The organism is Streptomyces sp. NPDC045678 (assembly GCF_056432085.1).
In genome coordinates this window covers 631853-656822 of the sequence record NZ_JBWKJS010000002.1, presented here as the reverse complement: position 1 = coordinate 656822, position 24970 = coordinate 631853, and the positions used below count along the sequence as shown (strand labels likewise).

The 24970-nt window shown below is 72.6% G+C and carries 17 protein-coding genes; 14 read left to right on the top strand and 3 right to left on the bottom strand.

The window, feature by feature from the left end:
- The first annotated feature begins 86 nt into the window (after nt 1-86).
- Nucleotides 87-1847 carry a discoidin domain-containing protein gene (locus AC07DO_RS09395; protein WP_479058101.1) on the top strand — a complete coding sequence of 587 codons (1761 nt, stop codon included), beginning with the start codon at nt 87-89 and terminating at the stop codon, nt 1845-1847.
- 71 nt (nt 1848-1918) lie between these two features.
- Entirely contained in the window at nt 1919-2989 is a 1071-nt protein-coding gene (locus AC07DO_RS09390) for a LacI family DNA-binding transcriptional regulator (protein ID WP_479058099.1), read from the top strand.
- 187 nt (nt 2990-3176) lie between these two features.
- Here the strand turns inward: AC07DO_RS09390 and AC07DO_RS09385 are convergent, their stop codons facing one another.
- The 3 genes from AC07DO_RS09385 to AC07DO_RS09375 form a co-directional block, all read right to left on the bottom strand.
- Nucleotides 3177-4181, bottom strand: a complete 1005-nt coding sequence (locus AC07DO_RS09385) for a YdcF family protein (RefSeq protein ID WP_479058098.1) — start codon at nt 4179-4181, stop codon at nt 3177-3179.
- 9 nt (nt 4182-4190) lie between these two features.
- Entirely contained in the window at nt 4191-4769 is a 579-nt protein-coding gene (locus AC07DO_RS09380; RefSeq protein WP_479058096.1) for a dihydrofolate reductase family protein, read from the bottom strand.
- Between the two features lie 89 nt (nt 4770-4858).
- On the bottom strand, nt 4859-5005 hold the full coding sequence (locus AC07DO_RS09375) for a hypothetical protein (protein WP_479058094.1): 147 nt from the start codon (nt 5003-5005) through the stop codon (nt 4859-4861).
- Nucleotides 5006-5144: 139 nt separating this feature from the next.
- On the opposite strand from AC07DO_RS09375, the gene AC07DO_RS09370 reads away from it, so the two are divergent.
- From AC07DO_RS09370 to AC07DO_RS09315, 12 genes are all read left to right on the top strand, one after another.
- The gene (locus tag AC07DO_RS09370) at nt 5145-5711 is read left to right on the top strand and encodes a DoxX family protein (protein WP_479058093.1); all 567 of its coding nucleotides are present in this window, start codon (nt 5145-5147) and stop codon (nt 5709-5711) included.
- Nucleotides 5712-5799: 88 nt separating this feature from the next.
- On the top strand, nt 5800-6576 hold the full coding sequence (locus tag AC07DO_RS09365) for a heparin lyase I family protein (RefSeq protein WP_479058091.1): 777 nt from the start codon (nt 5800-5802) through the stop codon (nt 6574-6576).
- A 50-nt stretch (nt 6577-6626) separates the two neighbouring features.
- Nucleotides 6627-6899, top strand: a complete 273-nt coding sequence (locus AC07DO_RS09360; protein ID WP_479058089.1) for a hypothetical protein — start codon at nt 6627-6629, stop codon at nt 6897-6899.
- Between the two features lie 63 nt (nt 6900-6962).
- Nucleotides 6963-8354 carry a mycothione reductase gene (locus tag AC07DO_RS09355; RefSeq protein WP_479058087.1) on the top strand — a complete coding sequence of 464 codons (1392 nt, stop codon included), beginning with the start codon at nt 6963-6965 and terminating at the stop codon, nt 8352-8354.
- Nucleotides 8355-8539: 185 nt separating this feature from the next.
- Nucleotides 8540-8779, top strand: a complete 240-nt coding sequence (locus AC07DO_RS09350; RefSeq protein ID WP_471429886.1) for a phosphopantetheine-binding protein — start codon at nt 8540-8542, stop codon at nt 8777-8779.
- Entirely contained in the window at nt 8776-9627 is an 852-nt protein-coding gene (locus AC07DO_RS09345) for a siderophore-interacting protein (protein WP_479058085.1), read from the top strand. Before AC07DO_RS09350 ends, AC07DO_RS09345 begins: the two co-directional genes overlap by 4 nt.
- A 103-nt stretch (nt 9628-9730) precedes the next feature.
- On the top strand, nt 9731-10726 hold the full coding sequence (locus AC07DO_RS09340; RefSeq protein ID WP_479058083.1) for an ABC transporter substrate-binding protein: 996 nt from the start codon (nt 9731-9733) through the stop codon (nt 10724-10726).
- Complete coding sequence (locus AC07DO_RS09335; RefSeq protein ID WP_479058081.1) at nt 10723-11748, top strand: FecCD family ABC transporter permease; 1026 nt, start codon at nt 10723-10725, stop codon at nt 11746-11748. The genes AC07DO_RS09340 and AC07DO_RS09335 overlap by 4 nt, the downstream gene beginning before the upstream one ends.
- A 74-nt stretch (nt 11749-11822) precedes the next feature.
- A complete protein-coding gene (locus AC07DO_RS09330) occupies nt 11823-12764 on the top strand; it encodes a FecCD family ABC transporter permease (protein ID WP_479058575.1) in 942 nt (313 codons plus the stop codon).
- Nucleotides 12761-13546, top strand: coding sequence for an ABC transporter ATP-binding protein (locus tag AC07DO_RS09325; RefSeq protein WP_479058079.1), 786 nt, complete (start codon nt 12761-12763; stop codon nt 13544-13546). The genes AC07DO_RS09330 and AC07DO_RS09325 overlap by 4 nt, the downstream gene beginning before the upstream one ends.
- Nucleotide 13547: 1 nt before the next feature.
- Entirely contained in the window at nt 13548-23552 is a 10005-nt protein-coding gene (locus AC07DO_RS09320) for an amino acid adenylation domain-containing protein (protein ID WP_479058077.1), read from the top strand.
- On the top strand, nt 23549-24967 hold the full coding sequence (locus tag AC07DO_RS09315) for an MDR family MFS transporter (RefSeq protein WP_479058075.1): 1419 nt from the start codon (nt 23549-23551) through the stop codon (nt 24965-24967). Before AC07DO_RS09320 ends, AC07DO_RS09315 begins: the two co-directional genes overlap by 4 nt.
- The last annotated feature ends 3 nt before the right edge of the window (nt 24968-24970 follow it).

Genomic DNA, 24970 nt, shown 5'->3' with positions numbered 1-24970 from the left:
TTCAGGCCCGGCGCACGCGTCGGGCCTGACCGGCGCCCCGCCCCCCATCCCACCCCACCCCACCCCACGCCCGCAGGAGATCCCGCATGCCCACAGTCCGCACCCCCCGCCCACCGACGAGACGGCGCCTCGCCGTACCGCTCACCGTCGCCCTGCTCGCCTCCGGCGCCCTCGCGCTGCCCGCCCAGCAGGCCGGTGCCGCCGGCAGCGTGGTCAAGGTGACCGGCTCGCAGGGGAACTGGCAGCTGACCGTGAACGGCTCCCCCTACCAGGTCAAGGGCCTGACCTGGGGGCCGAGCGTCGCCGACGCCGACACGTACATGCCCGACCTCACGTCCATGGGCGTCAACACCATCCGCACCTGGGGCACCGACGCCTCCAGCAAGCCGCTGTTCGACTCGGCGGCCCACCACGGCGTCAAGGTCATCGCGGGCTTCTGGCTGCAGCCGGGCGGCGGCCCCGGCAGCGGCGGCTGCGTCAACTACCTGACCGACACGGCGTACAAGAACCAGATGCTCGAAGAGTTCCCCAAGTGGGTGCGGACCTACAAGGACCACCCGGGCGTCCTGATGTGGAACGTGGGCAACGAGTCGGTGCTCGGGCTGCAGAACTGCTACACCGGCGCCGAGCTGGAGCGCCAGCGCGACGCCTACACCACCTTCGTCAACGACGTCACCAAGAAGATTCACGCCGTCGACCCCGACCACCCCGTCACCTCGACCGACGCATGGACCGGCGCCTGGCCCTACTACAAGAGGAACGCCCCCGACCTCGACCTGTACGCCGTGAACTCCTACAACGCGGTCTGTGACATCAAGTCCACGTGGGAGCAGGGCGGTTACACCAAGCCGTACATCGTGACCGAGACCGGGCCCGCGGGGGAGTGGGAGGTGCCCGACGACGCCAACGGAGTGCCCCAGGAGCCCACCGACCGCGCCAAGGCCGAGGGATACACCAGGGCCTGGAACTGCGTCACCGGCCACAAGGGCGTCGCGCTGGGCGCCACGATGTTCCACTACGGAACCGAGTACGACTTCGGGGGCATCTGGTTCAACCTGCTGCCCGCGGGCCAGAAGCGGCTCGCGTACACCGCCGTGAAGAAGGCGTACGGCGCCGACACCTCCCGGGACAACACCGCCCCCGTCATCTCCTCGATGAACGTCGAGGGCGACGCCGGCAAGGTGCCCGCGGGGCGCGCGCTCACCCTCACCACGCAGGCGGCCGATCCCGACGGGGACGCGCTGAGCTACGAAGTCCTCGCCAACAGCACGTACATCGACAAGGACAAGAACCTGACGCCCCTGCGCCACACGAACGAGGGCAACGGGCGCCTGAAGGTCACCGCTCCCGACCGCACGGGCGTGTGGAAGATCTACGTCAAGGTCACCGACGGCAAGGGCAACGTCGGCGTGGAGACACGCTCGGTGCGCGTGGTCGCCCCGCCGGTAGACGGCACGAACATCGCACTCGGCAGGACCGCGAAGGCCTCCTCCGAGCAGGCCGGCGGCGGAGACTGCCCGTGTACCGCCGCGGGCGCGGTCGACGGCAAGGTCACGACCCGCTGGGCCAGTGACTGGAGCGACCCGCAGTGGCTGCAGGTCGACCTCGGCTCACCCCAGTCGTTCCGGCACGTCCAGCTCAACTGGGAGACGTCGTACGCGAAGGCGTACACGATCCAGACCTCCGACGACGGACAGAACTGGCGGACCGTCCACGAGGTGAAGGACGGCAACGGCGGCATCGACGACTTCGATGTCAACGGCACGGGCCGCTACGTACGGATCCACGGCACCGCGCGCGGCACGGGCTGGGGCTACTCGCTCCACGAGTTCGGCATCTACCGCTGACCCGGCGGCCCCCGGGAGCTGGTGGGAGAGCGCTCTATCACTGTGCTGTGCAGGGAAGTTAGAGTGCACGCATGGAGAGACAGTCGCTGACGCTCGAGGACGTGGCACGGGAGGCGGGGGTCTCCCGTGCCACGGTGTCACGGGTGATCAACGGAGTGCGCAACGTCGACCCGGCCATCCGGGACGTGGTGCGCGAGGCGATCGAGCGCACCGGGTACGCACCCAACCGCGCGGCACGCTCCCTGGTCACCCGGCGCACGGAGACCATCGCCCTCGTCATCTCGGGCGCGGGCGAGGAGCAGGACGGCGAACGGGACGACGGCCGTCCCGGCGACGGCGCGCAGAACGCCTTCACGGCCCGGGTGTTCGCCGACCCGTTCTTCGGCCGCGTGATCAGCGGTGTGGTCGGCTTCCTGCGGCCCCGGTCCATGCATCCGGTCCTGATGGTCGCCGAGAGCGCGGCGGCCAGGAAACAGGTGACGGAGTTCCTGCGACAGGGCAGCGCCGACGGGGCGCTGGTCGTCTCCACCCACGCGGAGGACCCGCTTCCGGCCCAGCTCGTCGCCGAGGGGGTGCCCGCCGTGTGTTTCGCGCGGCCCGCGCTGCCCGTCCCGATCAGCTACGTCGACCTGGCGCACCGCGAGGGCGGACGGCTCGCCGCGGAACACCTTCTCGCGCGGGGCCGACGGCGGCTCGCGACCGTCACAGGACCACTGGACCTGCCGGCGGGGCAGGAGCGTCTCGCGGGTTTCCGTGAGGCGCTGGAACGGGCGGGGACGGCCTACGTGCCGATCGCGGAGGGTGCCTTCACCCGGGAGAGCGGCGCCTCGGCGATGGCGGAACTCCTGGCCGGGCACCCCGGCCTCGACGGAGTGTTCGTGGCCAACGACCTCATGGCGCAGGGCGTGTGCGAGGTGCTGCGCGAGCGGGGCGGGCAGGTGCCGCAGCAGGTGGCGGTGGTCGGCTTCGACGACTCCAGCGTGGCGCTGACCTGCCGGCCGCCGCTCACCACCGTCCGCCAGCCGGTGGAGGAGATGGCGGCGGCGATGGCGCGGCTGCTCCACGAGCACGTGCGGGGCACCCGGACGGAACCGACGTCCCTGATCTTCGAGCCGGAGCTGGTGGTGAGGGACTCGACGTGATGTGGATGATTCCCATGGGCGGGATCGTGTGTACTCGCCCGAGCCGTGGGCACGCGACTGGTGCAGGGGTGACATCCTGCCGGAGCCGCTGACCGGTCAGTGGGCGGCTCCACCTCCGAGCTGAGCGGCCGCGCCTTCGTGGGACAGGGACGCGGCCGCTCATGCGTTCCACCTCTCCGGACGGGCCCTAGCGGGCCGCCCACGCCAGGACGCCGCCCAGGACGAACAGCAGGCACATGGCGATGTTGATCCGCTTGTAGGCGACGAGGACGGCCACGAACTCGCGGATCGTCGCGTTGGGCCAGAAGTACGCAGCCGTGGTCGAGCCGACCACCTGCCCCCTGACACCGGCCCGGCGGGCCATGAGCGCCGCGCGGAAGGCGTGGTAGTTGTTCGTGACGACGACGCACCGGTAGTCGGCGCCGGTCTTCTCCATGATCGCCTTGCTGAACCGCAGGTTCTCCTCCGTCGTCGTCGACCGGTCCTCCCGCTCGATCAGGTCGGCGGGGAAACCCCGCTCCACCAGGTAGTCCGCCATCGCGTGCGATTCCGGCAGGTCCTCGTCCGGGCCCTGTCCGCCGGAGGTGATGAGCACCGGTGCGGCGCCGCGCCTGCCGAGCTGGGCGTGCACCTGCCGGGCCCGCTCGAGGCGGCTCGCGAGGAGCGGCGGCACCGTGGACCCGCCCATGAGGCCGGAGCCGAGGACGACCACGTAGTCGGCCTTGCGGCGGATGCGCATGCGGCCGTAGAGAAACGCGTACACGACGAAGCTGAGGAACAGGAACGAGAGGTATCCGGTGAGACCGAGCGCCGCCGTCCCCACGCCGATCAGCACCGGCGTCCGCAGCACCGCCGCCGTGACCACGAGGGCCACGACGCCGATGATGCACAGGGCGCCCATCAGGGACAGCAGGTTGGAGGGGCTTCTGCCCTCCTTGCGCACCATCTGGAGCCCGTTGAGGAAGAGCAGGCCCACGAGCACGAGGATGCCCACGCCTCCGAGGGCGAGCAGCGTGGAGGCGATGACGAGCCCGGTCGTCGAGCCGGACGAGATCAGCTGGTACATCCAGGCCGCGAGGGCGCAGAGCGCGGCCAGGCCGAGAAGCACCGCATTGCCGAACCGGCGGCGCTCGCGCACCATCCGCCAACAGAAGACGAGGAAGAGCAGGGCCGCCGGGGCGTAGAGCAACATCCACACAGATTACGGTCGGTGCAGGACGTCGAACACATTCTTCTGCAGGCCGTTGGCGTAGGCCTCGTGCTCGACGAGCCGCAGCTTCTGGACGTCCTTGTCCGTGGCGCTGAACAGACGCTTGCCCGCGCCGAGGAGGAGCGGGAAGACGAGCAGGTGGTAGCGGTCGATCAGACCGGCGTCCGCGAGGCTCCGGTTCAGGGAGGCGCTGCCGTGGACGATGATCGGGCCGCCCTCGGTCTTCTTCAGCGCGGCGACGTCGTCGAGCGAGCGCAGGATCGTGGTCTCGCCCCAGTTGTCGACGAGGTCGCCCTCGCGGAGGGTGGTGGAGACGACGTACTTTGGCATCACCTTGTAGTCCGCGAAGTCCTCCATGCCCGGCCAGACGGGGCTGAACGCCTCGTAGCTGACCCGGCCCAGCAGCATCGCGGCCGCCTCCCGCTGCTCCCGGCCCTTGATCTCGTACGCCTCCGGGAGGAAGTCGACGTCCTTGAAGGTCCATCCGGAGTTCCGGTAGCCGGGTTCACCGCCCGGAGCCTCCACGACGCCGTCGAGCGAGACGAATGCGGTGCTGATCAAGGTACGCATGTGAGTTCTCCCGGAGGTCTGGGGTGTGCGGCAACTATCGCTGAAGACCGCCGCATCCGCGGGAACTCATCGGTGGCCAGGCTTCCGGTTCAGTGGCGTCCCCGCAGCCGGGAGAGGAGCGAGCGGGCCTGCGCGCGCTTGCGCGGATCGGCCGCCGCGCGGCGCGCCGATGCGGCGGTCCGTCGTCCCTGAGGGGTGCGGCTGTAGGCCCTGATGCGTGAGAGCAGTCCGGCCATGAGGTCCTCCTTGATCCGTCCCGCCGTCCCGCCGTCGCGGCGGGCGTGCGGTCGTGGGCGTTCGGTCGGTGTTCCGGTACCCGAAGCGGCCCGCCTGATGCGCCGGACTGACCGCGCGCATTACGGGCAGCCGAAGGGCATGGCTGTTCTCAGGAAATGCGCACGCCCGATGCTCGCCTCCGTCTTCGTCACGGGCGGGCTGCACACCCTTCGGGACCCCCAGCGCGTGGCCCCCGCCGCCGAGCCCGTGACCACGCCCCTGGCCTCCCGGATCCCCTGGCTCACGGAGGACCCCGAGCGGCTGGTCCGCATCAACGGCGCGGTGCAGCTGGGCGCCGGGCTGATGCTGGCTACCGGCCGCGTCCCGCGCGTCGCGGCCCTCGCGCTCGCCGGCACGCTGGTGCCCACGACGCTGGCCGGGCACGCGTGGTGGAAGGAGAAGGACCCCGAGCAACGGGCGGCCCAGCGCACGCAGTTCACCAAGAACCTCTCGCTGCTCGGCGGCCTCCTGATCGCGGCGGCCGACACCCACGGCAAGCCGTCCGTCGCCCACCGCACCCGCACCGCTGCCACGACCGGCCGCCGGGCGGCCCGCCGCACCCGCCGCGACGCCACGAAGGCGCTGAGCGGAGCGGCGGGGGACGCGGCGGAGACGGTCCGCTCGCTGACCGGGAGCGCGCGGGACGCTGTCGCACACCGCCTCTGAAACCTCTGTCGGGCAAGCGCTTGCTGTTGTGGTGGGGGTGGTGGCACCCTCGTGGCCGCCCCACCCCCCCACCTCGCAGGAGCACGCCGTGAACCGGACAGCGAAGACACTCACCTCGGCAGGCGGCCTCGTCGTGACCGGAGTTCTGGCGTGGGCCGTCGCCGTGCCGCACGGCGCCGACGCCTCGGCGCACGACAGCGACAGGAAGGCCGAGCGGGCCGAAGGCGCCAAGAGTGTGCTGTGGGACGGTGACGCGTCCAACGGGCTCGGTGTCTTCGGAACCACCCTGTGCGACGCGCCCGGCAGCGTCACCGTCGACAATTGGGGCACGGCCCGCGGCGACTTCTTCAAGTTCAACAAGCCCATCGGCGTGCCGCGCTGCGAGGCGCACAACGTGCGGACCGGGAGTGGCGAGTACGCCTTCCGCGACGGGCGCACGTACTGGTTCGGGTGGGACTCGATGACGAAGACGGGGGAAGCGCAGACCGTCTTCCAGTGGAAGTCCAACGGCACCAACGACCAGCACAGCCAGAACTACCCCGTGATCATGAAGGTCGAGGGCGGCAGGCTGAAGGTCTGGTACGTCGCCCCCGGCGAGGAGTGGATATCCATCGGATCGGCCCCGTGGTCGGCCGGTGCCTGGCACTCCGTGCAGCTCGGCATCACCACGAGTTCCGGCAGCTCCGGGAAGCTCTCGGTGTACATGGACGGCAAGGAGATCGCCTCCCGCACCGGCGCCCGTACCTGGGACGACCTCGGCAACAAGCCGCGGTGGGGCACCTATTGGGGCACCGACTCGAGCACGGCGGCCATCAACTGGATCGACGGCCTGGCGATGGGGGAGTCCAGGGCGGACGTCGACTGATCCCGGTGCGGGGCTGGTTCGCCCGCGGAGTCGGGGGCATTCGGCGGAGTATGACGACACGTGACGAGCACAGCAACCCGTCCGGCATGGGCGAGATGGAGCGCGGTACTCCGCAGAGACTCGAGGCGCGGCAGCGCATGCGGACCCTGGCCTGGGGCGCCCTGTGCGTCCTGCTCGCCGTGTGGTCGGTGGCCTGGGGCGTCGGCGCCGCCACGGGCACGGCCAACGCGTGGGCGTACTTCGTCCCCGGGGTCGCCCTCCTGGCGATCGCGCTGTGGGCGCGCCGCTCGGCCGTCCGCAACAGCCCGCCGCGGCACCTGTGAGTTGCGTGGGCGCGGGCGCGGCTCCGGAGGTGTGGCGGTGCCATATGTGGATACTCTCCGTATATGCGACACCATGATCTCCTCGTCCTCGGCGCCGGCTCCGGAAACGTGCTGATCGACGACCGCTTCTCCTCTCTGGACGTCGCCGTCGTGGCGGAGGGGCCCTTCGGCGGCACCTGCCTCAACGCGGGCTGTATCCCCAGCAAGATGCTCTCCGTGACGGCCGAGGTGGCCGATGGCGTACGGGAAGCGGACCGGCACGACGTGCGGGCGACGTCGGACGGCGTCGACTGGCCGGCCGTCCAGGAGCGCGTATTCGGCCGCCTCGACGCCGTGTCGCGGGACGGCGAGGACGACCGCCGCGCCTCGGACTTCGTGACCGTGTACCGGGGCCGCGCCCGGTTCACCGGAGAGCGCGAGCTCCTGGTGGAGGCGGCCGACGGGACCGCGACGCTCAGCGCGGACCGGATCGTCGTCGCGGCGGGCGGCCGCCCTGTCGTCCCGCCCCCGGTGGCCGACTCCGGTCTGCCGTACGAGACGTCCGACACCGTGATGCGCCTCGACGAGGTGCCCGAGCGGATGGTGGTCCTCGGCGGCGGCTACATCGCCGCCGAACTCGCCCACGTCTTCCACACGGCGGGCACCTCCGTCACGGTCGTCGAGAAGAAGGACACGCTCCTCGCCGAGCAGGACGAATCGGTCGCGTCGGCCTTCACCGACATCGTGCGCGACCAGTACGACCTGCGGCTCGGCCGGGAGCTGGTCCGTGTCGAGGGAAGTCCCGGACAGTTGCGGCTGACCCTCGACGACGGCTCGGTCGTCGAGGCGGACACGCTGCTCGTCGCCGTGGGCCGCGAGCCGAACAGCGACACGCTCGACCTGGACAAGGCGGGCATCGAGTGTGACGACCACGGAATGATCGAGGTCGACGCGCAGCTCCGTACCGGCGCCGACGGCGTCTGGGCGCTCGGCGACATCATCCCCGGACCGCCCCTGAAGCACGTGGCCAACCGAGAGGCCGAGGTGGTGGCCCACAACCTCCTGCACCCCGACGAGCCGCGCACGATGTCGTACGACGTGGTGCCCGCGGCCGTGTTCACCCGCCCCCAGATCGCCCAGGTGGGGCTCACCGAGCAGGAGGCCCGCGAGCAGGGCGAGGAGTACGTGGTCGGCACGCGCCGGTACGAGGACGTGGCGTACGGCTGGGCGCTGGAGGAAACCCAGGGTTTCTGCAAGGTGTTGGCGGACCGGGGGACCGGGCGCCTGCTCGGTGCGCACGTGCTCGGACCGCAGGCCGCCACCCTCATTCAGCCGCTCGTCCTCGCGATGACCTTCGGGCTGACGGCGCGGGACGTCGCCGAGCGCCCGCTGTGGGTCCACCCGGCCCTGACCGAAGTGGTCGAGAACGCCCTGCGCGACGTGGAGTCCCAGCGGCGGAACCGCGCCGCCGGGTGAGAGTCCCACGGCGGCGTCACAGCGGCATGTGACGCCTCGGCACACCGTGCGCGGCGCGGAAAAACGGGAGGCCTTCGAACAGGCCTCCCGTTTTCACGTGATCACCAGCTTAAGTTAGGTTAGCCTTCCCTGAGTGTGGACCGGGGCAGGAGAGTCCGCGCTGTGTGTTTCTAAGGAGCCGTCCGATGAACCAGAGCTTGTCGCCCGAGCGTGTCCGCGCCGACATCGCGGAGCTGCTCGACTGCGACCCCGCCGAGATCGCTCCCGACGAGGATCTGTTCGACCTCGGTCTCGACTCGGTGCGGATCATGACCCTGGTTCAGCGGTGGCGCGCCGCGGGGGCGACCACGCTGGAGTTCCCCGACCTGGCCGAGCAGCCCGAACTGGGGCACTGGACCGCTCTCCTGACGGAGCGTGCCGCGTGACCCGGGTCGACCACCGTCACCGCCACCTGGACCGGATCGCGGAGGTCCGCGAGGGGCCGCACGCCGAGAAGGTGGGCTACCCGATCGGCATCCGGGAGACCGAGGTCGTCCGCACCGCCAAGGTCGGCGAAGGCCTGCTGCGGCTGACCCTGGGGGGACCCGGCACCGAGGGATTCGAGGCGCACGCCCCGGACGAGCACGTGAAGCTCATCTTCCCGGAACCGGACGGCGAGCTGCGGCTACCCGAGCGCAACGGGGCGATGCTGCGCTGGCCGCGGCCCGCTCCCACCTCGCGCGAGTACACCGTGCGCCGCTACGACCCCGTCACGGGCGAACTCGACATCGACATCGTCCCGCACGACGGCGGCCTCGCGTCGGACTGGGCGCACGCGGTCGAGCCCGGTGCCGTCGTGCACGTCGCGGGACCGCCCGGCGGCCTGATCGTCCCGCACACCTACGACCGCTATCTGCTCGCCGGTGACATCACGGCCCTGCCCGCCATCGCGCGTTGGCTGGAGGAGCTCCCGCGCACCGCGAAGGGCTGGGCGTTCGTCGAAGTGGCCGACGCCGGCGAGGAGATCGAGCTGTCCGCTCCCGAGGGCTTCGAGGTGCACTGGCTGCACCGCGGCAAGCTGCCCGCCGGAACGGGTGGCGCGCTGGAGCGGGCCGTGACCGCGGTGACCGTGCCCGAGGGGGAGCGCGTCTACGTGTGGGTCGCCGGCGAGGCGGGGCAGATCAAGCCCCTGCGCCGCTGGGCCCGCGACGAGTTGGGGCTCGCCAAGGCCGACCACGACATCACCGGGTACTGGAAGCGCGGCGTAGCCGACTTCGACGAGGACGACCACTGACAAACCGGCAGGAAGGGCGCGCGAAATCGTTGCGCGCCCCGATTGACCTGCCGCAAGGAACATCTACTAAGGTGAGCCTTACCTAAGTAACAAGGAGCGAAACATGTCCATACGCAGATCGTCGGGCCTGGTCGGTGCCGTGGCGCTGGCGCTGATGGTGACCGGGTGCGGATCGTCCGACGGAGGATCGGACGACACCGGCAAGGGCAAGACGCGGGTGTTCGCCGCCGACAACGGCAAGATCACCATCCCGTCCGACCCGAAGCGTGTGGTGGCCACCGGATACGCGGTCCCGGCCCTGATCGAGGGCGGCGCGCCCCTCGTCGGCATCTCGTCCTGGAAGCGGGGCGAGCCGATGATGAGCAAGCAGGACCTCGCCACGTACAAGAAGACGCCCAAGGTGGCGGGCGAGCTGGCGACCGAGACCAACTACGAGGCCATCGCCGAGGCCGAGCCCGACCTGATCGTCATCGGCGTCCCCGCCCCGGTCCTCGGCGACATCGACGTCAAGCGGCTCGAAGGCATCGCCCCCGTCGTCGCGATCGGCCCGACCGTGCCGTCCGCCTGGCGCAAGCTGGCCCACAAGCAGTCCGACGCGGCCGGCGCGCTGAAGAAGTTCGACGCCGCCAAGGCCACGTACGAGGCCAAGGCCGACAAGCTGTCCAAGAAGTACGAGGACGTGCTGCCCAAGCTGAAGCTCGGCCACGTCGGCGCGTACGGCGAGACCGCGAAGGGCACGTTCCAGCGCGAGTTCGGCGGGTCGTGGGGCACCAACATCGCCGAGGACGTCGGCGCGAAGTACTACGGCAAGGTCAAGAAGCCCGGCCCCGGCTCGAAGGCCGTCAGCGAGTACCCCTCCATCGAGGAACTGCCGGACGCCCTCGGCGAGGCCGACGCCATCACCTACTCGGTCAACCCCGACGGCAGCGTCCCCAAGCCGGTCAAGTACGTCATGGACTCCAAGCTCTGGAAGAACCTGCCCGCCGTCAAGGCCGGCAAGACCTTCCCGATCCGCTACACCGAGGCCGCGACCTACGGGCAGGCCATGCAGACCCTGGACGCGATCGACAAGTCGTTCGCTCCGCTCCTGAAGCGGTGACCGTCGCGGGCCGCGCCCGTGAGGCGGCCGCAACCAGAAAGGCCGTCCCGCGGACCGGCCTGCTCGTCGGCGGCCTCGCACTGCTCGCCGTCGTCGCCGTGCTCAGCATCGGCATCGGTGCCCGCCCGGTCGCGCCCGGCGAGGTCGTGCGGGCCCTGTTCGACTATCAGGGCAGCAACGACGACCACGTGATCGTGCGGGACGTCCGCGCACCGCGCGCCCTGCTCGCCATCGCGGTGGGCGCGGCCCTCGCGGTGGCGGGCGCCCTCATCCAGACGCTGGCCCGCAATCCGCTCGCCGAACCCGGCATCCTCGGGGTCACCGCGGGCGCCGGATTCTCCATCACCATCGGCTCGGCACTCGGACTGACGGTCAATCAAGCCGGTGAGCTGGGCTTCGCCGTCATCGGCTCGGTCGTCGCCGCGCTCCTCGTCGTCGCGGTCGGACGGCACTCGCCGCTGCGCCTGGTGCTCGCGGGCGTCGCCCTCACCGCCGTACTGAACGGCGTCGCCCTGGGACTGCGGCTGATGCTCCCCGACACCTTCGACGCGTACCGGTTCTGGTCGGTCGGCTCCCTCGCGGCCCGCGAACAGGCCCCCATGGCCCTGCCGATGACGGTGATCGCCCTCGCCCTGATCGGCGCGCTGCTGCTGAGCCGTGCGCTCAACGCCCTGGCGCTCGGCGAGACCGTCGCGCACACGCTGGGCGCGAACGTCGGCCGGGTACGGATCGCCGCACTCGTGCTGATCACCGTGCTCAGCGGCGCGGCGACAGCGGTGGCGGGACCCATCCTGTTCGTCGGCCTGATCGTGCCGCACCTGGTCCGCAGGCCCGCCGGCGGCTCCGTGCCGTGGCTGATCCTCTACACGATGGTGCTCGGCCCGATCCTGCTCCTCGTCGCCGACATCGGCTCGCGCGTCCTGCTGCCCACCGGCGAGGTGCCGGTGGCCATCGTGACCGCGTTCCTCGGCGGCCCCATGCTCATCTGGGCCGTGCGCCGCTACGGGGCGGGGGCGCTGTGAACACACTCGTGACGAAAACCGTGCACACACTCATACCGAGAACCGAACGCCGCACGGTGGTCCTCGTCGCCGTCATGACCGTCCTGATGCTCGGCCTCGGCCTGCTCGGACTCTGCTACGGCACGTCGTGGTCCACCCCCGGCGAGGTGTTCGCCTCGCTGACCGGCACCGACCGCTCCGTGGTCATCTCCGACTGGCGGCTGCCCCGCGTCCTCGCCGGACTGGTCTTCGGCGCCGCCCTCGGCGTCGCCGGTGCCCTCTTCCAGAACCTCACGCGCAACCCGCTGGGCAGCCCCGACGTGATCGGCCTCGACGCGGGCGCCTACACCGGCGCCCTCTTCGCCCTCACCGTCCTCTCGGGCACCTCCGCCCAACTGGCCACCGGCTCGGTGGTGGGTGGCCTCGTCATCGCCGCCGTGATCTACCTGCTCTCGTTCGACCGCGGCTTCTCCGGACTGCGCCTCGTCGTGATCGGCATCGCCGTCAACGCGATGGTGACCGCGATCAACTCGTGGATCGTGCTCCGCGCCGACCTGGAGGTGGCGATCGCCGCCGTCGGCTGGAGCGCGGGCTCCCTCGCCGGCGTCGGCTGGGAGGACCTGGGCATCCCCTTCACGGTCATCGCCGTGCTCCTCGCCCTCATGGCGTCGCGGGCACACGCCATGCACCAGGCGGCCCTCGGCGACGCGATCGCCGTGACCACCGGTGTCGGGCTGGGCAGGCTCCGGCTGCTGATGGTGCTCGTCGGCGTCGGCTGCACCGCCACGGTGACCGCGGTCGCCGGACCGATCGCGTTCATCGCCCTCGCCGCCCCGCAGATCGGCCGCAGGCTCGCGGGCGCCGCCGGCGTACCGCTGCTCCCGGCCGCGCTGACCGGCGCGGTACTGCTCCAGGGCGCCGACCTGATCGCCCAGATGCTCCTCGCACCCGTCGCCCTGCCGGTCGGCGTGGTGAGCACCGCGATCGGCGGCTGCTATTTGATTTGGCTGCTCAGTAAGGAGGTGGCGCGCGCGTGACCGCACGCCTGACCGCGCGGGACATCACCCTGCGCTACGGAGACCGGGTGGTCTCCACACGGCTGAACCTGGACGTCCCCGACGGCGCGTTCACCGCCATCGTGGGCCCCAACGCCTGTGGGAAATCCACCCTGTTGCGCGCGCTCGTGCGACTGCTGCGCCCCCACGAGGGGCACGTGGAGTTCGACGGCCGCGAAGTCGCCGGCTACCCCGCCAAGGCCCTCGCCAAGCAGCTCGGCTTCCTGCCGCAGGACCCCCTCGCCCCCGAGGACATCAAGGTCCGCCAGCTCGTGGCCAGGGGCCGCTTCCCGCACCAGTCGCTGCTCGCCCTGCGGTCGCCCGGCGACGACGCGGCCATCGACGAGGCGATGGTGGCCGCGGGCGTCGAGGACCTCGGCGACCGGCCGGCGCAGGAGCTGTCCGGCGGACAGCGCCAGCGCGTGTGGATGGCGATGGTCCTCGCCCAGGAGACGCCCTACCTCCTGCTCGACGAGCCGACGTCGTTCCTCGACATCACTCACCAGTACCAACTGCTCGGCCTGCTCGCCAGATTGCGCAACGAGGGCCGCACCGTCATCGCCGTACTCCACGACATCAACCAGGCGTGCCGCTTCGCCGACCACCTCGTCGCCATGAAGGACGGCCGGGTCGTCGCCGAGGGCGACCCCGGGGACATCGTGGACGCCGCGCTGATCAAGGACGTCTTCGACCTGCCGAGCGTCATCGTCCCCGACCCGGTCACCGCCACGCCGATGGTCGTCCCCACCCTGCAAGGAGAGTAAGTTGAGCACCGCAAGCGTCTCCTCGGACGGCCTGCTGCCCCTGACCGGCGCCCAGCTGGGCATCTGGAACGCGCAGCGCCTCGAGCCGGACTCGCCGTACTACGTGGTCGGCGACGTCGTGGAGATATCCGGCGGCGAACCCGTCGACATCGACGCGCTCGTCGAGGCCGTCCGGGCGACCACCGAGGAAGCCGAGACGCTGCGGCTGCGCGTGTACGACACTCCGGAAGGGCCGCGGCAGACGGTTTCCCAGGATCCCGTCGCCGCGCCCGAGGTGATCGACGTCAGCGGTGACCCCGACCCGGTGGCCGCCGCGCACGCGCTCGTCGACGCCGAACGGGCACGGGCGGGCGCCGCCTGCCGGGGCATGGTGGACCGGCCGCTGTATGCGCGTACCGTCATCCGGCTCTCCGACCGCGAGGTCTGGTACACCCAGCTCGGCCACCACCTGATCTTCGACGGCTACACCGCCGCGATGCTCGCCCGCCGCACCGCCGCCCGCTACACCGCCCTCGTCAACGGCACCGAGCCGCGCACGTCGACGTTCGGCGGGTTCGCCGCCCTCGTCGAGGCCGACCGCGCCTACCGCGAGAGCGACCGCTTCACCGACGACCGCGCGTACTGGGTCGAGCGGTTCACCCCGCTCCCCGAACTCGGCGACCACGCCGACACCGACGGCACCGGCGGAGCGCCCGACAGCACGCTGACCGCCCGCGCCGCCGTCACCCCCGAGGAGACGGCCGCGCTCCGCGCGTTCGCCGACGCCGAGGGCGTCACCTGGGGCGAGGCGCTCATCGCCTGCTACGCCGCGTTCCTGCACCGCATGCTGGGCCGCACCGACGTCGTCTTCGCGCTGCCGCTCATGTGCCGCACGGGCTCGGTCGAGCTGCGCACCCCCGCCATGGCCGTCAACGTGCTGCCGTTGCGCGTCACCGTGCGACCCGGCGACGGACTCGGTGAGTTGAGCCGCCGCGTCGCCACCGCCATGAAGGAGATGCGGGACCACCAGCGCTACCGCGGCGAGGACCTGCCCCGCGACCTCGGCGTGCCCGGCGCGGGCGCGCTGCTGCACGGGCGCGGCATCAACCTCAAGGCCTTCGACCTCGCCCTCGACTTCGCCGGCGCCAGTGGCGTGATGCGCAACGTCGCGGGCGGCCCGCCGGAGGACATGGGCCTGAGCGTCCTGCCGGCCCGCGACGGGGGACTGCTGCTCGGCTTCGAGGTCGACGCCAGGTCCCAGGACCAGGCATCCGTGGACGGGCTGCTTGCCGGCCTGCGCGCCCTGCTCGCCGGACTGATCGACGGCCGGCCCGTCGGGCGTATCCCGCTCGCGGGCAGCGCGCAGGACACCGAGCGCCTCCTCGCGGCCTGGTGCCCGCCCGCCCTGCCCGGCGCACCCGCCGACATCCCGGCAGCGTTCGACGCGATGGTCGCCGCCGACCCCGGGCACACCGCCCTGGTGTGCGGCGACGACCGGCTGACCGCGGCCGAACTGGCCGACCGCGTGCACCGGATCGCCCGCGCCCTGCGCGCCCGCTCCATCGGGACCGACGACGTCGTGGCCCTCGCGCTGCCCCGCTCCGCCGACTCGGTCGTCGCCCTCCTCGCCGTACTCGACGCGGGCGCCGCCTTCCTGCCCCTGGACACCGCGTACCCCACCGAGCGGCTGCGCGGGCTCATCGACGACACCCGCCCCGCGCTGGTGCTCACCGCCGCCGACGACATCGACGGAGTGCCGTGGAGCACGCTGCTCGACGAGGCCGCCCCCCTGTCCGGCGCACCACTGACCGCCGACGAACTGGCCGCGCCCCGCCACCCCGAACACCTCGCCTACGTCATCCACACCTCCGGATCGACCGGCCGCCCCAAGGGTGTGCTCGGCCGGGCCGGCGGACTCGCCGCGCTCCTGCACCACCAGCGTTCGACGGTCGTCGCCGAGGCCGAGGGCGCCGCGGGCAGGCGGCTGCACGTCTCCCACACCTATTCGTTCGCCTTCGACTCCGCGTTCGACCACCTGATCTGGCTGCTGTGCGGGCACCGCCTTCACGTGTACGACACCGAGACCGCCCGCGACGCCGACGCCCTGCTCGCCGCGTACGCCCGCGACGCCATCGACATCGTCGACACCACGCCGTCCATGGCCACGCCGCTGATCGACGGTGGCCTCCTCGACCGCGGGCTCACGCTCCTCGTCCTCGGCGGCGAGGCCACCCCGCCCGCCCTGTGGCGGCGCGTCGCCGAATCCGGCATCACCGCACGCAACATGTACGGCCCGACCGAGGCCACCGTCGACGCCACCACCGCCCGCATCGACGGCGGCGACCCGACCATCGGCCACCCCCTCGCCGGCACCCGCGTCTACGTCCTGGACAGCGCGCTGCAACCCGTCTCGCACGGCCGCATGGGCGAGCTGTACCTCGCGGGCCCGCACCTGGCCCGCGGCTACCTCGGCAGGCCCGGCGCGACCGCCGACCGGTTCGTCGCCGACCCCTTCGGGCCGCCCGGCGCGCGCATGTACCGCACCGGCGACCTCGCCCGCTGGATACCGGGCCGCGGCCTCACCTACCTGGGCCGCGGCGACGGACAGGTCAAGATCCGCGGTCACCGCGTGGAGACCGGCGAGGTCGAGGCCGCACTCGGCGCCGTGCCCGGCGTCACCGCGGCCGCCGCCACCGTCCGCTCGTCCCGCCTCATCGGGTACGTCGTCTCCACCTCCGTCAGCGGCGACGCGGTCCGCGCCGAACTGGCCGCGCGGCTGCCCGAGCACATGGTGCCCGCGGCCGTGGTGGTCCTCGACGAACTGCCCGTCACCACCAACGGCAAGCTCGACCGGGCCGCCCTGCCCGCACCCGCGGCCTCCGGCGGCGGCCGCGAGCCGAGCACCGAGCGGGAACGGCTCCTGTGCGCCGTGCTCGCCGACGTCTTCGAGGTCGAACGCGTAGGAATCGACGACGACTTCTTCTCCCTCGGCGGCGACAGCATCACCGCGATCACCATCAGCAGCCGCCTGCGGGCGAAGGGCCTCGAACTGCGGCCGCGCGACCTCCTCGCCCGCCGCAGCTTCGCCGCGCTCGCCGCCTCCGCCACCCTCGTGGAGGACGTCGCGGGCCCGGTGGACGAGCCGGCCGGGCCCGTGCCCGCCCCGCCCATCGTGCGCGGCCTCCTCGACCCGCACCCGGACGTGGACACCGTCGCCGGGTACGCCCAGTGGACCGCCCTGCACGTCGACGACCTCGCCCACGGCGACCTGGTCGCGGGCGTACAGGCGGTCCTCGACCACCACGACGCGCTGCGGCTGCGCGTGGACGACGGACTCGAAGTGCTGCCCCGCGGCGCCGTGCGCGCCGTCGTCGACGAGGTCCACGAAGAGGTCCACGGCGAGGGCGTCACCGTGCTCGCCGAACGCCTCGCCGTTCAACTCGACCCGCGTACGGGCGACTTGGTACGGGCGGCGCTGCTCCGTGCCGCCGACGGCTCGTCGGACCGGCTGGTCGTCGTCGTCCACCACCTCGCCATGGACGGCGTGTCCTGGCGCATCCTCCTGCCCGACCTGCACATGGCCTGCACCGGCGCCGCCCTCGAACCGGCCGGCACGTCGTGGCGCCGCCACGCCACGCTCCTCGCCGAGCAGGGCGCGTCCGGCGCCCGCCGCCCCGAAATCGACCACTGGCGCACCGCCCTCGGCTCCGCGTCCCGCCTCGGCGCCCGCCCCCTCGACCAGAAGCGGGACACCGTCGCGACCGCTCGCCGGTCCGTCACCGTCGCCTCGCCCGAGGTCACCGAGGCGCTCCTCACCACGCTGCCCGCCGCCTACCGCGCCGGGGTCGACGAGGTACTGCTCGCCGCACTGGTGCTCGCCCTGCGCGCGTGGGGGCCTGCCGACGACGACGCGGTGACCGTCACGATGGAGGGCCACGGCCGCGAGCACCTCGACCTGTCGCGCACGGTCGGCTGGTTCACCAGCGAGTATCCGGTCCGCGTCCCCCGCGCCGACGGCGTGGGGCAAGTGCTGCGCGCGGCCAAGGAGGCCCGGCGCGGTGTCCCCGACGCCGGGATCGGATACGGCGTCCTGCGCCACCTCGACCCGGAGGCGGGCGCCGAGCTGGGTGCCGTCGCGCCGCCCGACGTCCTGCTGAACTACCTGGGCCGCTTCGGCTCGTTGCCCGGCACCGGCTGGCGCCTGCCCGAGCGCGACGCGTTCTCCGTCATCGAGCCCGACGCCAAGGCACTCGAACAGGTCCTCGCCCTCAACTGCTTCGTCCACGAGGAGGGCGCGCCCCGGCTCGCCGTCGAGTGGACGGCCGCCTCCGACGTGCTCGGTGCCGAAGCGGTCGCGGAGCTCCAGAGCGCCTGGGCCGCCGCGCTGGACGCGCTCGCCGAGCACGCGCGGCACACCTCCGGCGGACTCACCCCGTCGGACCTGCCGCTGGTCGACCTCGACCAGCACACCATCGACGCCCTCGAACGCACCGGACGCATCGCCGACGTCCTGCCCGCCACCCCGCTCCAGGTCGGGCTCTCCTTCCACACCCTGGTCCGCGACGAGCACGAAGCCGACGTCTACGTCGTGCAGGCCGTGACGACGCTCGTCGGCGAGGTGCGGCCCGAGCTGATGGCCGAGGCCGCCCGCGAACTGCTGCGCCGCCACCCCGCGTTGCGCGTGTACCTGGGCACGGCGGGCGACGACGTGGTGCAGGTGATCCCCGCCGACGTCAGCCTCGACTGGCGCGAGGACGACCGGTTCCCCGAGGCCGCCCGCGAGGACCTGGAGCGCCCCTTCGACCCGGCACGCCCGCCGCTCATCCGCTTCCTGCTGTCCCGCGTCGGACCCGACGAGCACAAGCTCGTCATCACCAACCACCACGCACTGCTCGACGGCTGGTCCATGCCGATCGTCGGCCGCACCCTCCTCGCCCTCTACGCCGAGCTGAACGGCGGCCCCGCCGCCCCCGTTGCCCCGCCGCTGTCGGAGTACTTCCGGTGGCTCGCGGACCGTGACCACGAGGCGTCGGTCGGCGCCTGGCGGGACGCGCTCGCCGGCGTCGACGACGCGACGCGCCTCGCCCCCGCCACGGTCGGCACCGCCGTCGAGCGGCCCGGCCGTGAGAGCGTCACGCTGGACCGCGAGTTCAGCGACCGGCTGCGCTCCTTCGCCCGCGAACAGGGCGTCACCCTCACCACGGTCCTCCAGACCGCGTGGGGCCTGCTCCTCGGCAAGCTCACCGGGCGCCGCGACGTCGTCTTCGGCTGCCCCGTGTCCGGGCGGCCCGCCGAGGTCACGGGCGTGGAGTCGATGATCGGCCAGCTCGGCACCACCATCCCGGTGCGCGTGCGGCACACCCAGGACCAGACGGCGAGCGACCTCATGGCGCACGTGCACGCCGAGAGCGTCGCGCTCGCCGAGCACCACCACGTCGGCCTGCCCGGCATCCAGCGGGCGGTCGGAGTCGGCGAACTCTTCGACACCATGCTGGTGATGGAGAACTTCCCGCTGTCCAGCAGGAAGCGCACCCCACTCGCCCCCGGACTCGACCTGACGGGCGTCGACATCACCGACGCCACGCACTACGCGCTGACCGTCATCGTCATCCCCGACGACGAGATCGCCATCGGCCTCGGCTACCAGCCGCGCGCCTTCGACGCGCACACCGTCCGCGACTACGGCCGCTGGCTGCACCACCTCCTGCGCGAGATCGTCGCCGACCCCACGCGCCCCGCCCTGCGGCTGCCCGCCCTCGGCGCCGACGAGCGCGAGCGGATGCTGCGCACCGGCACCGAGATCGTCCCCGCCAAGGCGCGCGGCCACTGGCTCGACGAGTTCGCCGCCCAGGTGCGGCGCAAGCCCGACGCCGAGGCCGTCGTCTGCCGTGACCGCAGCCTCACCTACACCGACCTCGACCGCGAGGCCAACCGCCTCGCCCACGCGCTGATCTCCCGCGGCGTCCGGCCGCAGGACCCGGTCGCGGTGCTGCTCGGCCGTGACGTCGAGATGACCGTGGCGCTGTTCGGCGTGGCCAAGGCCGGTGCGGTGTACGTGCCGATGGACGCGAGCTACCCCCGGGAGCGGCTCGCGTACATGTTCGACGACATCGCCCCTGCCGCCGTCGTGTCGACCGGCGCCGAACTGCCCGTCGACCGCGACATCCCCGTCCTGCGCCTCGACGACCCGGCCACCCTCGCCGCCGCGCCGGACACCGACCCGGCCGAGGCCCGCGCCCGGCTCACCGAGGACGCCCTCGCGTACGTCATCTACACCTCGGGAACCACCGGACGCCCCAAGGGCGTCGGCGTGACCCACCGGGGCGTGCCCGACCTGATCGCGCTGCAGGAGGAGGTCGTCGGCGTCACCGAGCACGACCGGTACCTGCACTTCGCGTCGACCAGCTTCGACGTCGCGTTCTGGCAGACGATGGTGCCGCTCCTCTCCGGCGGCACGTCCGTGATCGCCCCCGAGGAGGTGCGCGTCCCCGGCGACGAACTGCTCGACTACATCGTCGAGCACCGGGTGACGGGCGTGAACCTGCTGCCGTCGTTCCTCGCCGCGATGCCCGACGACCGCACCGTCGACCCCGACGTGTTCTTCGTCGTCGGCGCCGAGCGCCTCGACCCTGAACTGGCGCGGCGCTGGGGACAGGGCCGCCGGGCGCTCTTCAACGCCTACGGCCCGACCGAGGTCACCATCAACTCCGTGACCTGGCACTACGACCCGGACGACGAGGGCCCGCTGCCCATCGGCCTGCCCGACCCCAACGTCCGCGCGTACGTCCTCGACGGCGGTCTCCAGCCGACGGGCGTCGGCGTGACGGGTGAGCTGTACCTCGCGGGGCCCAGCCTGGCCCGCGGCTACCTGGGGCGTCCCGGGCTCACCTCCGAGCGGTTCGTCGCCGACCCGTTCGGGCCGCCCGGCGAGCGCATGTACCGCACCGGCGACCTGGTGCGGTGGCGGCCCGACGGACAGCTGGTGTTCCTGGGCCGCGTCGACCACCAGGTCAAGGTCCGTGGCTTCCGGGTCGAGCTCGGCGAGATCGAGTCCACGCTCACCGCGCACCCCGACGTCCGCGCCTGCGCCGTCATCGTGCGCGACGGGCGGCTCGTCGGCTACGTCATCCCGACCGACGGCGCCGATCTGGACACCGCCCGCGTACGCGAGTTCCTGGCCGGAGAGCTGCCCGACCACATGGTCCCGACCGCGCTGGTGCCCATCGACCGGCTGCCGCTGAGCCCCAGCGGCAAGCTCGACCCGACCGCGCTGCCCGCCCCCGAGACCGTGACCGCCGCACGCCGCGAACCGGCCACCGAAGCCGAAGCGGCCCTGCTCGGCGTCTTCCGTGACGTCCTCGGCACCGACGCCATCGGCCCCGACGACGACTTCTTCGCCATCGGCGGCGACAGCATCGTGTCGCTGCAAGTCGTCTCCCGCGCCCGCCGCCAGGGACTCGGCCTCACCGCGCGGGACGTCTTCGAGGGGACGACGGTCGCCGGCATCGCGGCCCGCGCCCGCACCCTCGACGACGGCGACGCACCCGCCACCGGCGACGCGCCGCTCACCCCGATCATGCGCGACCTGCTGCGCCGCGCGGGCACCGCCGCCGACGGCTTCTGCCAGTGGGTGGAGATCTGCGTCCCGCCCGGCGGCGACGCGGGGGAGTGGCAGGCCGTACTCGACGCGTTGCTCGCCCGGCACGACGTGCTGCGGGCCCGCCTCGGCGCCGACGTGCTGCACATCCCGCAGGCCGGCGCGGTCACCGGCGCCGACATCCTCACCGTCGTCCGCGCCGCCGACGGCGACCTGCGCACCCTGATCGACGCCTGCGTCACCGGCATCCGGGACGCGATGGACCCGCGCACCGGACCGCTGCTGCGCGCCCTGTGGGTGGACGCCGGACCCGACAGGCCGGGCAGGCTCGTCCTCGTCGCCCACCACCTGGTCGCCGACGGCGTGTCCTGGCGCATCCTCCTCGACGACATCGAACACGCCTACGCGGGCGGCGAGTTGACCCGGCACGGACAGTCCTTCCTCGGCTGGACACAGGCCCTGCGCGAGGCCGACCGCCGGGCCGAACTCCCGCACTGGCAGCGGATGACCGCCACCCCGGCCCTCACCGCACCGCTCGACCCCGCCAGGGACACCGTCGCCACCGCACGCCACCACGAGATCCACCTCGACACCGACGCGACCCGCGCCCTGATCACGACCCTGCCCGCCGCCCACCGCACCACACCGGACGCCGTGCTGCTCACGGCGCTCGCCCGCGCCGTCCGGGCCTGGCGCGGAACCCCGCAGGTACTGGTCGCGCTGGAGAGCCACGGCCGCCCGCAGCACGTCGACCTCTCCCAGACCGTCGGCTGGTTCACCGCGGTCCACCCCGTGCGCCTCGACGCGGGCGACGACGTGCAGACGGTCAAGGAGCGGCTGCGCGCCCAGGGCGACGGCCTCGGACACGGCATCCTCACCTCCGCGGGTCTCCTCGACCCCGTCACACCGGAGATCGCCTGGAACTACCTCGGCCAGTTCCCCGGCGCCCCCACCGACGAGACGCCGTGGCAGCCGTCACCGGACGCCGACCCGCTCGGCTCCGGCGGCACCGACGCCCTGCCCCTGCCGCACAGCCTGATGGTCAACGCCCTGGTGCGCGACGACGCACTCGGGTTCCGCATCACCTGGCCCGCCGCCCTGTTCACCGCCGCCGAGGCGGAGGAGCTGGCCGAGTGCCTGCGCACGGCCCTCCTCGAACTGGCCGCCGCGCCGGAGATCAGCGCACTCGACAGCGGCACGCCCGTCGCCGAGATCCAGCCGCTCACCCCGCTCCAGGAGGTGATGCTCCGGCACTCGCGCACCGAACGCCCCGACCCGTACACCGTGCAGTCGACGTTCACCCTCGAGGGGCCGCTCGACCTCGACGCCCTGCGCGCGGCGGGCGCCGACCTGATGGCCCGTCACCCGAACCTCGGTGCCGTGTTCCCCGCCGACCTCGCGGTGCTCCCCAAGTCGCCGCGGCCGGACTTCCGCGTGGTCGAAGGACCCGCCGACGAGGCGCTCGCGGCGGACCTGGCCGAGCCGTTCGGCCTCGCCGATGGCCCGCTCCTGCGCCTGACCGTCATCCGCGACGGCGCCGACCGGTCCCACCTCGTCATGACCAGCCACCACGTCCTCTCCGACGGCTGGTCCGCCCCCCGCATCCTCACCGAACTGTTCGACCTGTACACGGCGCGCACCCGCGGCGTCGCCCCCGACCTGCCCGCCCCCGTGCCGTTCGGCGATTACCTGCGCTGGCGCGCCGACCACGAACCGGACCTCGACCTCTGGGCCGCCGAGCTGGCCGGGCTGCCCGAAGGCGACTGCCTGAGCAGCGGCGAACCGGGCCCCGCCTGGCAGGAACCCACGCTCATCACGTTCGACGCGGACCTGGTCGACGCCCTCACCCGCCTCGCCGCGCGCCGCGGCCTCACCCGCAACACGCTGGTGCAGGGCGCCTGGTCGGTGCTGCTCGCGCGCCGCTCCGGCCGTGCGGACGTCTGCTTCGGCGCCATGGTCGCCTGCCGTCCCCCGGAGCTCGCGGGCGTCGAGGAGATCGTCGGACTCCTCGCCAACACCGTCCCGGTCCGCGCACGGCTCGCGGGCACCCTCGCCGAGACGCTCGCCGACCTTCAGGCCGGGCAGCGCGCACTGGTCGAGCACCACCACGTCGCCCTCTCCGACCTGGAGCGGCTGACCGGTCGGCGCAGGCTCTTCGACAGCCTCGTGGTCTTCGAGAACTACCCGGTCGACCCGGACCGCCTCCGCGAACCCGCCCCCGGCCTCACGGTCGTCGGCACCCGCTTCCGCGAGTCCACGCACCACCCGGTGACCCTGACGGTCATGCCGGACGGCGACGGCTGGACCGGCGTACTCGCCCACCGGGCGGGGGTGCGCGTCGACGGACTCGCGGACGAACTCCTCGACCTGCTCCGCACCCTGGACGCGCACCTCGACCACGACGTCCGTGACCTCCTGGAGGGCCGATGACAAGCGCTCCGGAAGGGCGGACGACGGAGGCCGCGCCACCCGCCGACCGGGTCGACGGACAGCTGCTGCGCATCGCGTTCATCCTGGTCCTCGGCACCTTCATGGCCACGCTGGACGCCACCATCGTCAGCGTCGGCATCGACCGCCTGACCGAGGAGTTCGACGCTTCGGTCGCCGACATCCAGTGGGTCAGCACCGCCTACCTCCTGGCCGTCGTCGCGGCCGTCCCCGCGTCCGGCTGGCTGGCCGACCGCTTCGGCGGCCGACGCACCTGGCTCGCCGCCGTGGGCGTGTTCCTGCTCGGCTCGGTGCTGTGCGCGCTGGCCTGGTCGGCGACCAGCCTGATCGTCTTCCGGGTGGTCCAGGGGCTCGGCGGCGGGCTGCTGCCCGCGACCGGACAGGCGCTGCTCGCCCGCGTCGCGGGCCGCAACCGCACCGGCCGTGTGATCAGCGTCGTCGCCGTCGTGCCCCTGCTGTCACCGGTGTTCGGCCCGCTGGTCGGCGGCGCCATCCTCAGCACGGCTTCCTGGCCGTGGCTGTTCCTCGTCAACCTGCCGATCGGCGCGCTCGCGGCCGTCCTCGCCCGCCGCTACGTGCCCGCGGTCCCGCCGTCGCCCCGGCGCACGGCGTTCGACCTGCGGGGGGCCGCGCTGCTCTCGCCCGGCCTCGCCGTCCTGGTGTACGGGCTCACCGAGGTCGCTCACGGCCGTGACCTGCCCGCGGCGCTCGGTGTGACGGCGGGCCTCGCGATGCTGGCGGGCTTCGCCGTGCACGGGCTGCGGACCCGCGCCACCCCGCTGGTCGACCCCCGGCTGTTCGCCCGGCCGCCCTTCGGGGCGGCGGCCCTCGCGCTGCTCGTCCTCGGCGCGTCGGTGTTCGGCACGACGTTCCTGCTGCCGCTGTACTTCCAGAGCGGCCGCGGCCTCTCGGCGTGGGAGGCCGGGCTGCTGCTCGCCCCGCAGGGCATCGGCGCGGCGGCCGGTTCCGTCCTGGTCAACCGCACCATCGACAAGGTCGCGCCACGGACCCTGGTCGTCGCGGGCATCGTCCTGATCCTCGCGGGGACGGTCCCGTTCACCCAGCTGGGCCACGAACCCCCGGACGCGGTGATCATCGCGTCCCTCGCGGTCCGCGGCATCGGGATGGCGATGATCGGCGCGCCCGTGATGAACATCGTCTACAGCCGCATCGAGCCCGAACAGCTCCCGCGCGCGGCGGGAGCGCTCAACCTGCTGAACACCGTGGGCGGTTCGGTCGGTACGGCCGCACTCGCCGTGGTCCTGGAGAACCGGCTCGCGGACCGGGGCCCTGACATCCCCTCGGCGTTCGCCGACACCTTCTGGTGGGTCCTCGGCTTCTGTCTGCTCGCCGCCGCGGGGGCGACGAGGCTGCCGAGGACCCGGCCCAGAGGGTGAGAG